13 protein-coding genes and 1 tRNA gene are annotated in these 13,141 nt (G+C 37.2%); 8 read left to right on the forward strand and 6 right to left on the reverse strand.

Going from position 1 to position 13,141, the window contains the following annotated elements; genetic code table 11:
* Positions 1-25 precede the first annotated feature (25 nt).
* From RYH73_RS14850 to RYH73_RS14885, 8 genes are all read left to right on the forward strand, one after another.
* Entirely contained in the window at positions 26-211 is a 186-nt protein-coding gene (locus tag RYH73_RS14850; protein ID WP_335314230.1) for a hypothetical protein, read from the forward strand.
* Positions 212-286: 75 nt separating this feature from the next.
* On the forward strand, positions 287-1,279 hold the full coding sequence (gwsG, locus tag RYH73_RS14855; protein ID WP_335314231.1) for a grasp-with-spasm system ATP-grasp peptide maturase: 993 nt from the start codon (positions 287-289) through the stop codon (positions 1,277-1,279).
* 195 nt (positions 1,280-1,474) lie between these two features.
* A complete protein-coding gene (gene gwsS / locus RYH73_RS14860; protein ID WP_335314232.1) occupies positions 1,475-2,497 on the forward strand; it encodes a grasp-with-spasm system SPASM domain peptide maturase in 1,023 nt (340 codons plus the stop codon).
* A 6-nt stretch (positions 2,498-2,503) separates the two neighbouring features.
* Entirely contained in the window at positions 2,504-4,726 is a 2,223-nt protein-coding gene (locus RYH73_RS14865; protein WP_335314233.1) for a peptidase domain-containing ABC transporter, read from the forward strand.
* The gene (locus RYH73_RS14870) at positions 4,716-6,014 is read left to right on the forward strand and encodes an HlyD family secretion protein (RefSeq protein ID WP_335314234.1); all 1,299 of its coding nucleotides are present in this window, start codon (positions 4,716-4,718) and stop codon (positions 6,012-6,014) included. The genes RYH73_RS14865 and RYH73_RS14870 overlap by 11 nt, the downstream gene beginning before the upstream one ends.
* Position 6,015: 1 nt before the next feature.
* Positions 6,016-7,161 carry a hypothetical protein gene (locus tag RYH73_RS14875; protein WP_335314235.1) on the forward strand — a complete coding sequence of 382 codons (1,146 nt, stop codon included), beginning with the start codon at positions 6,016-6,018 and terminating at the stop codon, positions 7,159-7,161.
* Positions 7,162-7,200: 39 nt separating this feature from the next.
* Positions 7,201-7,881 carry a DUF6624 domain-containing protein gene (locus tag RYH73_RS14880; protein ID WP_335314236.1) on the forward strand — a complete coding sequence of 227 codons (681 nt, stop codon included), beginning with the start codon at positions 7,201-7,203 and terminating at the stop codon, positions 7,879-7,881.
* The gene (locus RYH73_RS14885; protein WP_335314237.1) at positions 7,830-9,158 is read left to right on the forward strand and encodes an aldo/keto reductase; all 1,329 of its coding nucleotides are present in this window, start codon (positions 7,830-7,832) and stop codon (positions 9,156-9,158) included. Before RYH73_RS14880 ends, RYH73_RS14885 begins: the two co-directional genes overlap by 52 nt.
* 59 nt (positions 9,159-9,217) lie before the next feature.
* On the opposite strand, the gene RYH73_RS14890 is transcribed toward RYH73_RS14885, so the two are convergent.
* From RYH73_RS14890 to RYH73_RS14915, 6 genes are all read right to left on the reverse strand, one after another.
* Positions 9,218-10,051 (reverse strand): tetratricopeptide repeat protein, encoded by an 834-nt coding sequence (locus tag RYH73_RS14890; RefSeq protein ID WP_335314238.1) that lies wholly within the window; start codon positions 10,049-10,051, stop codon positions 9,218-9,220.
* On the reverse strand, positions 10,020-10,535 hold the full coding sequence (locus tag RYH73_RS14895) for a hypothetical protein (RefSeq protein ID WP_335314239.1): 516 nt from the start codon (positions 10,533-10,535) through the stop codon (positions 10,020-10,022). Before RYH73_RS14895 ends, RYH73_RS14890 begins: the two co-directional genes overlap by 32 nt.
* 13 nt (positions 10,536-10,548) lie before the next feature.
* The gene (locus RYH73_RS14900) at positions 10,549-11,289 is read right to left on the reverse strand and encodes a hypothetical protein (protein ID WP_335314240.1); all 741 of its coding nucleotides are present in this window, start codon (positions 11,287-11,289) and stop codon (positions 10,549-10,551) included.
* Between the two features lie 166 nt (positions 11,290-11,455).
* The gene (locus RYH73_RS14905; protein WP_335314241.1) at positions 11,456-12,022 is read right to left on the reverse strand and encodes a hypothetical protein; all 567 of its coding nucleotides are present in this window, start codon (positions 12,020-12,022) and stop codon (positions 11,456-11,458) included.
* A gap of 134 nt (positions 12,023-12,156) precedes the next feature.
* A complete protein-coding gene (locus RYH73_RS14910; RefSeq protein ID WP_335314242.1) occupies positions 12,157-12,789 on the reverse strand; it encodes a phage integrase SAM-like domain-containing protein in 633 nt (210 codons plus the stop codon).
* A 186-nt stretch (positions 12,790-12,975) separates the two neighbouring features.
* Positions 12,976-13,048, reverse strand: a tRNA-Phe gene (locus RYH73_RS14915).
* Between the last annotated feature and the right edge of the window lie 93 nt (positions 13,049-13,141).

The following is a 13,141-nucleotide window of genomic DNA, read 5'->3' on the forward strand; positions in this document are numbered from 1 at the left end:
TCATTAATACTTAAATCTTTATCACATGAAAACAGAAGTGAAAAAAAAGGAATCATCAAGATTATCATTGGATGATTTTAAAGCAAAGAAAATGGATTCGCAAAATGACATCGATTCTTTTCTAGGTGGTATTAAAATGTATCAAGCTAACTGTCATTCAGTCACTGTAGAAGGTCTTGACTGGGTAATCAATAAAGCTGAATTTGACTAGTTTTATTTAGTTAGGAGCTTTATTTGTCATTAAAAACTGAATAAATTCTTATTCAGTTTTTCTAATTTAAAGACTATGGTACTTCTGGTAACAGAATCGGGTGATGATTCAACTAATTCTGTAATAGATTGGCTTTCATATTATAGGAAGGAATTTAAACGGCTTAATTTGGATTTATTCCTATCCAATGAAATTGAAAATATGTCGATTGAATTCGGAAATTCCACAGACGATAGTGCGGCAAGTTTTGATAACAGAAATGTAAGCATGGAGCAAATTGATTCAGTTTGGTTCAGACGTTCTGTAAGGCCATTTCTAGAAGAATCGTTTTTAAACGTGTATGAACAGGATTTTTATCGTAAAGTAAAGAATAATTTCTATTATGAGTATTCTCACAGTATTCTTTTTCTCTTATCAAAATTAAGCCACGATAAAAAAAAACTTGGTAATTATAACATCCTCAGATTTAATAAACTGGAAATGCTATCCCAGGTTAAGGAAGTGGGAATCGAAATTCCCCCTACCTTAGTGACGAATGATAAGACGTGTCTGGTTGCTTTCAAACAAAAGCACCGTTCAATTATCACCAAGGCGATTAGCGAGGTGTTTGATTTAAAGATTGACAGCTCGAGCGGGAAGAAGGTTTTTTTAAATTATACAGAAGAAGTCACTGACAAAACAGTCGAATCGTTACCCGTTAAATTTGGAATGTCGCTTTTTCAGAAAAATTTAGAAAAAGAGATTGAGATAAGAGTTTTCTACCTGAATGGGGAGCTTTATTCAATGGCAATATTCTCTCAGTTGGATACGCAAACAAGTACAGACTATAGAAAATACACTAACAACAGAAATGTTCCCTATAAATTACCGCATGAACTGGAGAATAAGATCAGGCAACTCATGGCAAAAATAAATTTAGATACCGCATCTATTGACTTCGTTAAAACGAAGGATAGAAGATTCGTGTTACTTGATATCAACCCAAGAGGACAATATGGAATGACTTCTTATCCTTGCAATTATCACTTAGATAAGAAAATTGCAGATTATCTGACCAACCATGAGTGAGAACAGTTCGAATTTTGAAAATCAGCCTATTTCAGACAGTTTCAGGGATACATTGCCCGTGAATTATTTTTTATTCTCCGTTGTTAGAACAAAATTCGAGGATGCGGTCGTGTTGAACCTAACCACTAGAAGCGAGTTCCATAATTCGGACTATTATGCTACCCCATTTCATAAAGAAATATCAAATATCTTTTAATGCGCGTATCTTCTAATTTATGGTTTAAAATGTTCGCCTGCTGCGTGCTGGTTCGTGGATATGCAAGCAGTTTGATTTACGATGTTCAAAGAAAACTTTTTTATACAATTTCAAATGAAGCATTTAATCTTTTAAAATCAGCAGAAGATCAGGATATGGAAGCATTGAGAAGTAATATACGTTATGATCATAGCTTCCTTGATTCGTTTTACAAACAATTTGTTGATGCTGAACTGGGATTTTATACTGACGAACCCTGGTCATATCCTTCCATTGATTTCACCTGGCATTCGCCTCACACGATTACAAATTCCATAATCGAAATCAGTAAACAGAGCGATTTCAGTTTCGGTGACATCATTGATCAACTTAATGAATTGTCATGTAAGGCTGTTCAAGTGAGGTTTCTTGATAATTTGTCGAGTTCTGAACTGAATAAATATTTAGATGCTTTTAGGTTATCCCGGATTAAACATCTCGAAATATATTTACCGTATCAAACCATTCAACCTCACAAAATTTTATATAAAAAATTAGAAGAAGAACCCAGATTGTTCAGAATTATCATTTATGGATGTCTAGAGGATAAATTAATTTTTAGCCAGGCGACTTTAGGGAAAGCGATAATTGAAGTTAAAAGAAATATACAAATAAACAATAAAGAAACTATAAAACCGGAACGGTTTTCGACCAACATAGAATCCTTTACCGAAGCACAGCATTATAATTTAGGACTTAACAGAAAAGTTTGCATAGATAGATATGGAAACATTAAAAATTACATACGTCACGAAAAATCGTTCGGAAGCATTAAAAACATAAAGATCAAAGATGTTATTCTGACTTCAGGTTTTAGTGAAAAATGGGATGTATCAAATGACAAGATAGAAAAATGTAGAGATTGCCAGTATAGGTATACCTGTGTCAGCAATTCGGATGTCGTGGAGAAAAATGGAAAGTATTACAAAACAGAAACCTGCGATTTTGATCCGTATAACAATAAATGGAACAATGTTAAATAGAACTATATGGGGCTGTTCAATTTGAAGAAATTTCCGACGTATTTACAGATTGATCAATTTGATTGTGGGCCTGCATGCCTGAAGATATTATCAAAGTTTTATGGTAAAAACCTGAGTATGGAACATCTTAGGGATGTTTGCCATATAACTCCAGATGGAATCACAATAAAAACACTGATAGCCGGTTCAGAAAAGATAGGATATCATTGCGTACCTGCCTCAATAGATTTCCCAACATTAAGCGAGCATGCTCCTTTACCTTGTATTTCTTATTGGCGTAATAGACATTTTCTGATTATATACAAAATTAAAGGCGATGTTATTTACGTGTCTGATCCAGCTCATGGGCTGTTAAAATATAATAAGTCTGAATTTTTAGAGGCTTGGATAGGATCTGGAAATGTAACTGAAAAAGATAAAGGGATTGTATTATTGTTAGAACCGACTAACGAATTTTACTCCATGGATAATACAGATAAGACTTCCGGGTTGAAGGGAGCTTTACCTTATCTTAAAAATTATTCCCAATATCTCGTACAAATCTTTATCGGGTTAATAGTTGGAGGATTCATCCAGCTTGTTCTGCCATTTCTCACTCAAAAACTTGTTGATAAAGGAATAAATCTTGGTAATCTCAATTTCGTTTATGTGTTATTGGCCGCACAATTAATGCTGTTTTTTAGCGCGTCCTTTATCTCGGTTATACGGAGTTGGCTGCTGTTGTATATCGGCGCAAGGGTTAATATGCTTATAGCATCAGACTACCTAAAAAAGCTTTTGGGCAAAACGCTGTCGTTTTTTGACTCCAAAACTTCCGGAGATATTACCCAGCGTATCAATGAATCGGCCAGGTTGGAGACTTTTTTGGTAAATGCGCCGGACACAATTTTTTCATTGATTAACTCATTCATTTTCCTGCTGATTCTTATTTACTACAGTCTTGAGATTTTTCTCATATTCACCACCGGTATTGTCCTGTATGTGGTATGGGTTTGGGTCTTCATGAAAAAGAGAGCGGATTTGGATTTCAAGCGGTTTGATTCTTCTTCTGCAATGAACTCGAGAATCATTCAATTGGTAGGTGGAATCCAGGAAGTAAAGGTTAATAATTCGGAAAGGAAACACATCAGAAGTTGGGAAAGGGTGAGAGTTCAATATTTCAACACATCTGTTGCAAATTTGAGGCTGTCACAATTTCAGTCAATCGGTGGCAATATTATAAATGAGATAAAGAACATTTTAATCACTTTCACATCGGCCATACTGGTGATGAACGGTGAAATTACGCTGGGCGCCATGCTTGCCATACAGTATATTGTTGGTCAGGTTAATGGACCGTTATTGGGTGTCGTAGGCTTGTTAAGATCCATACAGGATGCTAAATTGAGTATGGAAAGATTTCAGGATATAGACCATGAAACAGAAGACCAAAAGCTTTTAAACGACAACACCCTTATTCAATTGCCGAAACAGAACTGGGATATTGAAATCAGAAATTTGAGCTTTTCTTATACGGGAGACGTAACAGATTTAGTATTAAGGAATATAAGTCTGTTGATTCCCAAAGGAAAGGTTACGGCAATAGTTGGAAACAGCGGTAGCGGTAAAACAACCTTAATGAAGCTGCTTTTGAAATTATACCTGCCAACTCAGGGTGATATTTTCATTGATGGTTATAATTTGAAGCATATCAACACCTCAGAGTGGAGAGACCAGTGCGGAACCGTAATGCAGGATGGTTTCATTTTTTCTGCCAGCATAGCGGAAAATATAACCGAATCATTAAGTGAAACTGCGGTCAAGGTACCAAAATTGCTTGAAGCGGTAAAACTTTCAAATTTGGAGGAATTGGTTAATTCATTGCCCGGCGGATTCAATTCAGTTATCGGCGCAGCCGGTTCAACAGGAAGAACCTTAAGCGGCGGGCAACGGCAAAGAGTTTTAATTGCCCGTGCAATTTATAAAGATCCTACAGTGTTACTTTTTGATGAAGCTACCAGCGCGCTTGATGCAAACAATGAGCGGGAAATTGTTGATAATCTCCAGGAATTTTTTGTGGATAAAACGGTTATCATCATAGCACATAGACTCAGTACAGTAAAAAATGCTGATCAAATCGTTGTTATGGACAATGGAGAGATTAAAGAAATCGGTTGCCATAATGATTTGGTCGAAAAGAAAGGATATTATTTTAAACTTGTAAAAAACCAGTTGGAACTTGCCAGTTGATAAGAAGAAAATAGAACAGATTTCTGATCGAAGTGAATTTTTCGAGGATATTTTAGACAGAGTGCCGCCTCAACTTGTTACATGGGGAAGCAGCGGCATACTTGTCATTTTCCTGATAGTCGGATTGGGATTAAGAATGATAAAATATCCTGAAGTTATCACTTCTGAAACTATTATTACAAATGATAGCCCTCCTATTGAAGTTTATAGCAGAAGTAATGGGAGGATATCTCATTTGCTAAAAAAAGATAAAGAAACGGTAAAGAAGGGCGACTGGATAATGATAATAAATAACAACAGTAACCATGAGGATGTTCTCGAAGTAATGGGGCTTGTCGATAGTTTAAAAGGTAGGGATTTCTGGGCATATTGGAAGGATGCCGAATTAACACGTCCCTATGTACTCGGGGATGTACAAAGTAGTTTTTCGGAATTTTCAAGAAGCTTGATAGAATTTTATGCATACAATAATACGAGATTCAAGGAATCGTTATACAAGATTAATAGAAAAAGGCAGGAGGAATTGCTTTCAAAAAAAGCGTTCCTTGAGAATCAACTCCAACTTGCAAATAAAGAGCTGGAAATAAAGAAGAGGGACTTTGACCGGACTAATCTGCTCTATGAAAGAAAAGTAATTTCTCTAGCTGAACTTGAAGAAAAACAACTATTACTCATCAACTCGCAAAGTAGGGTAGATGGCGTTAAAGAAAGTTTGGTCAATATCAGTCTGGAAGATCAGGTATTAGAAAAAGAAATACACTCCTCTGATCTGGAAAATGATGACAGATATCTCAAACTTAGAAATGATATTTTACAGAACTTTGCCAATTTGGAATTCAGTCTATCGGAATGGAAGAATAAGTATGTCATCACAGCTCCCGTAAACGGTAGAATAGATCTAAGCGATTTTAGAAACGAAAATAAATATGTGACAGGTGAAAAAAGAGTATTAACCATCACCCCTGTTAATGCAACGAAGTATTTTAGCCTGGTTAAATTACCAACAGAGAATTCCGGAAAAGTGAGAAAAGGGCAGGACTGTGTAATAAAGTTAAAAAATTATCCATATGAACAATTCGGTATGCTTAAAGGCCGGGTTACTTCTATTTCCTTGAACGCCAATGATGGCTTCTATACAGCGGTTGTAGATTTGCCTAGACAGCTATTAACGACCCAGAAAAAAAATTTATCAATTGGGGGAGATGTCTCCGGGACAGCCGAAATTATTATAGAAGATCTGTCTCTTTTTGACAGACTGTTTTATTCTCTGATTCGAAGAAATTATTGATATGAACTATTTTGAAAATTTCACCGGTTTACAACAAAATCTTATAGATTCCATAAAAAAGGTCCTATTTAGAAGAGTTGGAAATATTTTTGATCGTTTGGATTTTTATGACGACGAAATTTACATGGAACCGCTGTTGTATGCATTTTTAGCTCAACCCGATGATAAATGGCTTGATTCCATCATAATTGGTTATGAGAGTGATAAAAAGAAAGAAATTGATGTATTCTCCAATTCTTCCGGTATTATATACATTCCTAATGTTGGATATTTTAAAACGGATCTTATGGAGTCATCTTTTAAGTTTCACTATTCCTCTGGGTCTGAACATGGATTATTCCAGGATGGGCTGCCCGTTAATTACGAGTTTGAGCCGATTTATAAACTAAAGAATGGTGTCGAAGTACAGATACATCCTCATCCTTTACTGGAACCTTTGTTTCCCTTTAAAATTGACAAAAAGGTTCAAAACGATCTTAAGGATGCCCACATGGACCATCTCGAAAACAGTTTTTTATTTCTTCAGTTGGGACGTCCAGAATTTTATGATACGCTATTAAGTACTTTAAAGAGAGTTATGTTATTCAATGGTACGGAACCTAATAGTTTTGCTGTTTTTGGCGCGCATAATATGGTATTTCTAAATGTTAATCATTGGGATAATGAGATGTTTTTCATTGATCATCTTTCTCACGAAGGGTCGCACGTAATATTTAATACGCTCACTTATTACTCTAAGCAATCTGAACTCTTCAACGTATCTTATGACACCAGCTTTGCCGAAATTACGGGAAGAAAAGAAGAGCATAGTGATCTTTATTCCAGATTTCACGGGCTATTTACGTTTGTTGAAATCTTAAAAAGCTTGAAATCAACATTGACAATGCAGCAGATAGATCATAAGCTGGTTCATGAAACATATGGGCGGATAGCTTTTCAGCTCAATCGGTTTGATAATTCACTGAAAAGTTTTAAGGGGCTTGGTATATTCAAAGAAGAAGGATTATTATGGTTCAGGTATTTTGAGAATGAATTTGAAGAGCTGAATAATGAATTTGGACATTTAAGAACTAAATATAAGTTGTCCAGTCCGACGTACGACTTTAACGGTCAAGTTTTTTTAGAGCGAAACCCCATTAGTAACTAACTTTTAACAAATAATTTAAATACTTACATGCCTCTTGCCATGAATTTCTCCGAGATACGCTATTTACTTCTTTTGATCTCTCTATTTTTTTGTTCATGCGGTGAGTCCGTAACTGAAAAAAAATCGAGCAGAACTGTACTGACCGAAGAATCGAAACAGGAACTAATTAAAGAGCTGGAGCAGATTTTCGATGATGACCAAAATGACAGAGTAAAGGTTATGTCCATTATTAACGATGAAGGAATGGAATCTCCGCGCGTAAAAGAATTGGGACAAAAAATTGCTAAAACAGATTCCGTAAACATTCTGAGGGTAAAAGAAATTATTAAACAATACGGCTGGTTGGGGCAAAACACTGTAGGAGAAAAGGCTAGCGATGCTCTTTTTCTGGTCATACAGCACTCTGACGTGAAAACTCGAACAAAATTTCTGCCTGAATTGAGAAAGGCCGTAAAAGAAAAGAATGCAAACCCGATGAATTTGGCAAAGTTGGAGGACAGGGTCGCACTTGAGGGGGGTGGAAAACAGAAATATGGAACTCAGTTAGGTCGAAATGACGACAATGGATATTATTTACTTCCGCTTGAAGATCCGGATAGTGTTGACATATACAGAAGTGAAATTGGATTGGAGCCTATTTCCCAATACCTCATAAATTGGCAAATCAATTGGGAAAAAGAGAAAGTGAGATTAAAACAAACAAGTGGATCTTCCAACTAAAACTATACTGGCAAATGATTGAATTGAACGAACTTAGCAAGGTGGGTTTCGGTGGATATCGGATCAGCTCAACATCAAAAGAAAATTTTGACGCCCTGAATGCTGCTATTCAAAGCGGTTGTAATCTGATCGATACAGCTTCCAATTACACAGATGGTGAATCTGAGAAGTTAGTCGGAGAAATTTTTAACTCATTTCCAAGGGAGAAAATTTTCGTCATTACGAAAGCAGGGTACATTTCAGGAAAAAATTTAGCACATTTTAAAAGTTTAAATAAAAAGGGGGCCGCTTTAAATGATGTGGTTAAGATTTCGGAATCTTTTGAGCACTCCATTCATCCGGATTATCTTAAAATTCAGATTGAGATTTCTCTCAAAAGACTAAACACAAGTTTTTTAGATGGGTTCCTACTGCATTCTCCGGAATATTTTTTTGACGATCAGTTTCAAAAAGAGCCGCATGAGGAATATTACAGGCGGATAAAAAAAGCCTTTGAATTTCTGGAGGAAATGGTAGAAATCGGAAAAATCCGCTGTTATGGTGTCAGTTCAAACACTTTTACGATAGACAGTTCGTCAAAAAAAGCAACAGATTTAAGAAAAGTTATAGCTATTTCGAACCTGGTGAGGGCAAACTCTAATTTTAAGCTGATCCAACTTCCGTATAATTTGATTGAAAATAAACCAAGCTCATATTACGTTGACAACCAGAACCTGATTAACGTTGCAAAAACATCTGATTTAACAATAATTAGTAATCGACCTTTAAATGCTATGACAGACAGTGGGTTACTGAGGTTGGGATCATACAGGGTATTGGAGAAGGGCTATGATACAGAAAATGATGATGCGTATTCTGACTTTGTTAAATCAATAGAAGGTACAATCACTGAAAAGTACGGGGATATAACCCTGGAAGAAATAGAGATTTTATCGTATACCAAAAGGAACTGGAAAAGTATTGACAACCTGGATGTATTTAATGCCGTATTCGATGGGATTTTATGGCAATTTTTAACAACCATTTTTGACGAGGAGATACCAAAACAAACGTCTCACTTATTTACAAAGTTAAAATCTTCTGCATGGGATCATTATTTGCAGACCGTTTCATCCCAAATAACTCCTTATCTTGAATCTCAGGGGATATCTTTACCGAAATCAAATGAATCTTTACCGCAAATTTTAATGCGGCGGTATCTTGATAACGGCATAGATCATGTTTTATGCGGTATAACGAAACCAAAATACGTTCAGGATTATGTGGGTTTTTTTTAAGTTAACCGCAATTTGTGTTAACGCAATAGGTTCGCAAATTTTACTGAAGATGAATGCACTTAATGCCTCTTTAATCTGAAAATTGCTTCATCTATATCCTTTTCATAAATTCTCCAGGGCATTTCTACATACGGGTCATTTATAGAATATCCCTCGTTCTTTAATAGACTTTTTGCTCTTAAAAGCCAAGTTAGTGCCTCATTTTTTCTGCTCATATTTATTAAGGTTTTAGCCCTATAATAATAGGCATCTATCAGGTTCGGAGATAGTTTAAGCTGGTTGTCAAAATCTTTCAGCGCGTCATTAAATTTTCCAAGCGCAATATTGATGTTGCCTCTATAAAAAAAATCATACATACCTACCCATTCTGTCCCATGTTCCGTTATAGCGGAATTGATGCTTTTTTCAATATACATTAATGCGGTTTCCATTTCGCCAAGGCCAGCTTTGCACAGAGCCATCCAAGAATAGATATTATTATCAGCCACTATGATGGTCGAATTCCGGTTGATGCTTTCTAATTTTTTAAAATCATCAAATGAGTTATTGTAATCATGTAAAAATTTAACCCTGCACCAGGCACGTATCCCAAGGAACCTCTCAGGTTCTTTCTCAATAGCTTTGTTGAGATATACCAACCATGTAAAGTAGTCCCCCCTTTTAAGATAGGGGACACTGATTTCATGGTATGCATCTGTCATGTCCGGGCACAGATTGATCGCGCTGTCTAATAATACCTGCGATTCATGAGTACCTTGAATTCCACTGTTTTCATATATTTCTTTTGCTATATCGCATTTTGATACGCCACTGTTGTCATTAATATTATCATCAGATGACCAACATGCCGAAATCAAAGCGCTAAGGTAAAATATCAACAATCTTTTTGTCACGGATTACAAATGTTAAATATTGATAATAATCGGTCTTTACACCCTTTAATTCAGCGACCTTCCAACATTTCAGTTGTTTTGTGAAGCTGAGAAGTCTCTCGACAAGAAAAAAATTGAATAGATGTTGATTGTAATTCGAACCTATTTCAAACACTCGGAGCCTTCCGGTTTTCCCATCTTTATTTACGATGAATCTTATTGTAATAAATCCATCACTGTCTGCCGGGATTTGTTTTCCAATTAACCTGTTGAACTCGGTTAAAATCTGCGTCCGGCCGCCCTTGTATCCACCGTCGACCTGATAATATTGAGGTAAACTGCTTTTATTATAAACTTTGAATAACGGATCGTCGAGAAATGGTATATAAAAAATATCCCCGACATTCACGTTGGGTAAAGCCGTTTTAATATTTCTAATTTGGGAAGATGCCGAAAAGCACCCTAAAATAAGGCCTAAACCAATAAGATGTTTTTTTAAACCCATTAATAACGAACAATCATGTATAAAAAGCAACTACATTAATCTTGTTTTTATCACAAAAACATAAATATGCTAAATACGCCAATTGAGAATATAAGTCGACTAACCTTATAAATGATTGTCGATCTAAAGTGATTACATCGACAGACGTATTTGGCTTGAAACAAAATAATTCTAGCTCGATTCCTTCTTTTTTAAATTTGCTTTCCAAAGCGGACAATTTAAAACTATTGTGAGTGACGACATTACGACACAATCTTAGGTTGTTCATAATAGTTATCATCGGCGTTTTGATCTGTTTTAACGAATCAATATTCTCAATCTCCTGCTTAAACGTTTCCCCAAATAATTTAATGACGGCCTCGCTCGTACCATTTTGTTTTTTGTTTAGCACCTTTAAAAATTCAATCAAATTCTCAAAAATCGCCACACTTAGGAGACTGTAAATTTTTGACGCGACTTCGATTGCTATCTCTTCCTTATTATCAGCGGTTATATCCACAATGCTTGTCGAATCAATTTTTTTTACCCATTGAATTGATTTTGAGGATGTGCCAAATAGCTTATTAAAATATTCGACTTGCTGTTCATCAGTTTGGAGTTCGACATTTATAGGGTCGGTAAAAATATGTCTATGTATGCTTCTTATTATGTCTTTGGCCCAATTGTCGTTTATTGCCTTCACGGACTGCGCTATAAGTACTGTTTTAAAGAAAAATTCTTTAATTGCGCTCGTTTCGATATTCTCTGATTTCATATATACTTACAGTAGTGTCCCATTAAAATTGGGACATTGTTAAAAATATCATAAAATCCTGATAGGAACAAAAGTTTTACGCCCAATGCAGTGACCTTTGTTCACTTTGTCCATTCCAAGAATGTGATCACAGCAACCCCCTTTAAAAGATTCTTGTTGACGGACACTACCCAGACTTTCGAGCGCCCGTCTTCGTGAAAAACTTTTCCCTGATCGCCTCCAACTCGATCTTCAGGTCTACCTTATCTTTCTCCAGTGAACTGACATATTTCTTCAGTACTTCGATGGTCTCATCTTTTGCCCCGACAATCTGGTCGCGGTGCACCAGTTCCGTTTCCAATTCGGCTACCTTTTTGGTCAGGACTTCCAATTCATTTTCCAGTTCGGAAATACGCTCGGATTTCAATACCGTGGATGCTTTGTCTTTCGATTTGAACTTTGCCGCTTTAGCCACCGCCTCTTCTTCGGCCTTCTCCTCCCAGCCAAATTTCCGGCATATCTGCTCCATTCCCTTGGCAAGTGCATGATCAAGGTTCTCAAACGTTGAATAGCGATCCCTCAGGACGTTCAGGTATTTATCAAGGAGGGGTTTGACTTCATCCACGATCTTTATACTGATAAAGGCATCGTCATCGCGCCTTCCCGTTGTTTTGCTCCGGTTGTATTCAACCCTTCCATTGATGATATCCTCATCCCGCAGATCATGGATATCCTTTGCATTCATACCGCACATGTAGAAGCTGAGCTTGAAGAGGTCCCGTGACAGTTCCATCCGGCTGCCGGGAGAGGCCAGACAGCTGATGATTGCCAGTAACTGTCCGCGGTCAAGCTTCTTTTTCTTGCGTGCGCTCTTCTTAGGTTTGACGATTATGTCCTGGTGATGCCGAGACTTTTGTTATTGTATTTTTTGGCCGCGAGGTTGAACAGAGCACGCAGGTCACGCATGTGATTGTGCAGGCCGATGTCGGTCATACCCTTGACCTTCCTTGTTTTGGGGATGCCGAACTGGTCGGGTCTCGTGATTGTCCTTTCGGTACGGAGGTACGCTTCATATTCCCGCAGCATGTCCGAATGGATTTCCATCACGGAAACGCTTTCCCTGCCGAAATAATCTATGAGGCTGAATCGAACGCTCCTGAACGTTCTGGCACTCCCTTTCTGTTTGTTGGCCATGCGGAAGTCGATGACCTCCTTACAAAAAGCCGCGAAATCGATGGGTTTGTCCTTGTCGCGGAGGTAATCGCGCAGGCGCTCCGCCGAGTACAGCTCAATCCGGTCACCGAGCCGGCTGATCGTTTCGCGGTAGTCATCGAGCTGGTGGTTGAGCAGCGAAAGGATGAATGTGTCCTTGATTGTACCATCGGGGCGGAGCTGCCTGTCTGTAATGTAATGCTCCGTTTCGATGTACTTTTTCTCGTGGTGGAAAACCCTGATCTTAACGTTGTAGCTACCATCGGATTTCCTGTGGTGCCGGTGCACCAATGCGTTTACGGTTGCCATAAACCTTTACTTTCTATGGCGCGGGATTTCTGTGACATATTTGTGCCACTCCACGCACCGAGTTCAACAAAAAAACCTGTAGAACCTCTCTAGAAGCGTTTTTTCAGATTTTAGGATTTTAGGTGATTTTTACGCGTAAGTGCATAAAAAAAGCCCTTTTTGATAAAAAAAAGGGCTTTTTTTATGTGGTACCAACTGGATTCGAACCAGTGACACAAGGATTTTCAGTCCTTTGCTCTACCAACTGAGCTATGGTACCTTTTCCAAACATCGGTTTTTTAAATTTCCGTTCGTTTGTTTTGGGACTGCAAATGTAGTGTCTTTTTTGAATTCACCAAAGTTTTCTTAAAAA

It is taken from the genome of Olivibacter sp. CPCC 100613, assembly GCF_036959255.1.
Classification (GTDB): domain Bacteria; phylum Bacteroidota; class Bacteroidia; order Sphingobacteriales; family Sphingobacteriaceae; genus Olivibacter.

What these genes read in the sequence shown, in the direction of transcription:
- RYH73_RS14910 (WP_335314242.1), bottom strand. Translation starts at nt 12,789, where the DNA reads ATGGCAACCGTAAACGCATTGGTGCACCGGCACCACAGGAAATCCGAT.
- RYH73_RS14865 (WP_335314233.1), top strand. Translation starts at nt 2,504, where the DNA reads ATGGGGCTGTTCAATTTGAAGAAATTTCCGACGTATTTACAGATTGAT.
- RYH73_RS14850 (WP_335314230.1), top strand. Translation starts at nt 26, where the DNA reads ATGAAAACAGAAGTGAAAAAAAAGGAATCATCAAGATTATCATTGGAT.
- RYH73_RS14880 (WP_335314236.1), top strand. Translation starts at nt 7,201, where the DNA reads ATGAATTTCTCCGAGATACGCTATTTACTTCTTTTGATCTCTCTATTT.
- RYH73_RS14905 (WP_335314241.1), bottom strand. Translation starts at nt 12,022, where the DNA reads ATGTGCGGTATGAATGCAAAGGATATCCATGATCTGCGGGATGAGGAT.
- RYH73_RS14900 (WP_335314240.1), bottom strand. Translation starts at nt 11,289, where the DNA reads ATGAAATCAGAGAATATCGAAACGAGCGCAATTAAAGAATTTTTCTTT.
- RYH73_RS14895 (WP_335314239.1), bottom strand. Translation starts at nt 10,535, where the DNA reads ATGGGTTTAAAAAAACATCTTATTGGTTTAGGCCTTATTTTAGGGTGC.
- gwsS (WP_335314232.1), top strand. Translation starts at nt 1,475, where the DNA reads ATGCGCGTATCTTCTAATTTATGGTTTAAAATGTTCGCCTGCTGCGTG.
- gwsG (WP_335314231.1), top strand. Translation starts at nt 287, where the DNA reads ATGGTACTTCTGGTAACAGAATCGGGTGATGATTCAACTAATTCTGTA.
- RYH73_RS14875 (WP_335314235.1), top strand. Translation starts at nt 6,016, where the DNA reads ATGAACTATTTTGAAAATTTCACCGGTTTACAACAAAATCTTATAGAT.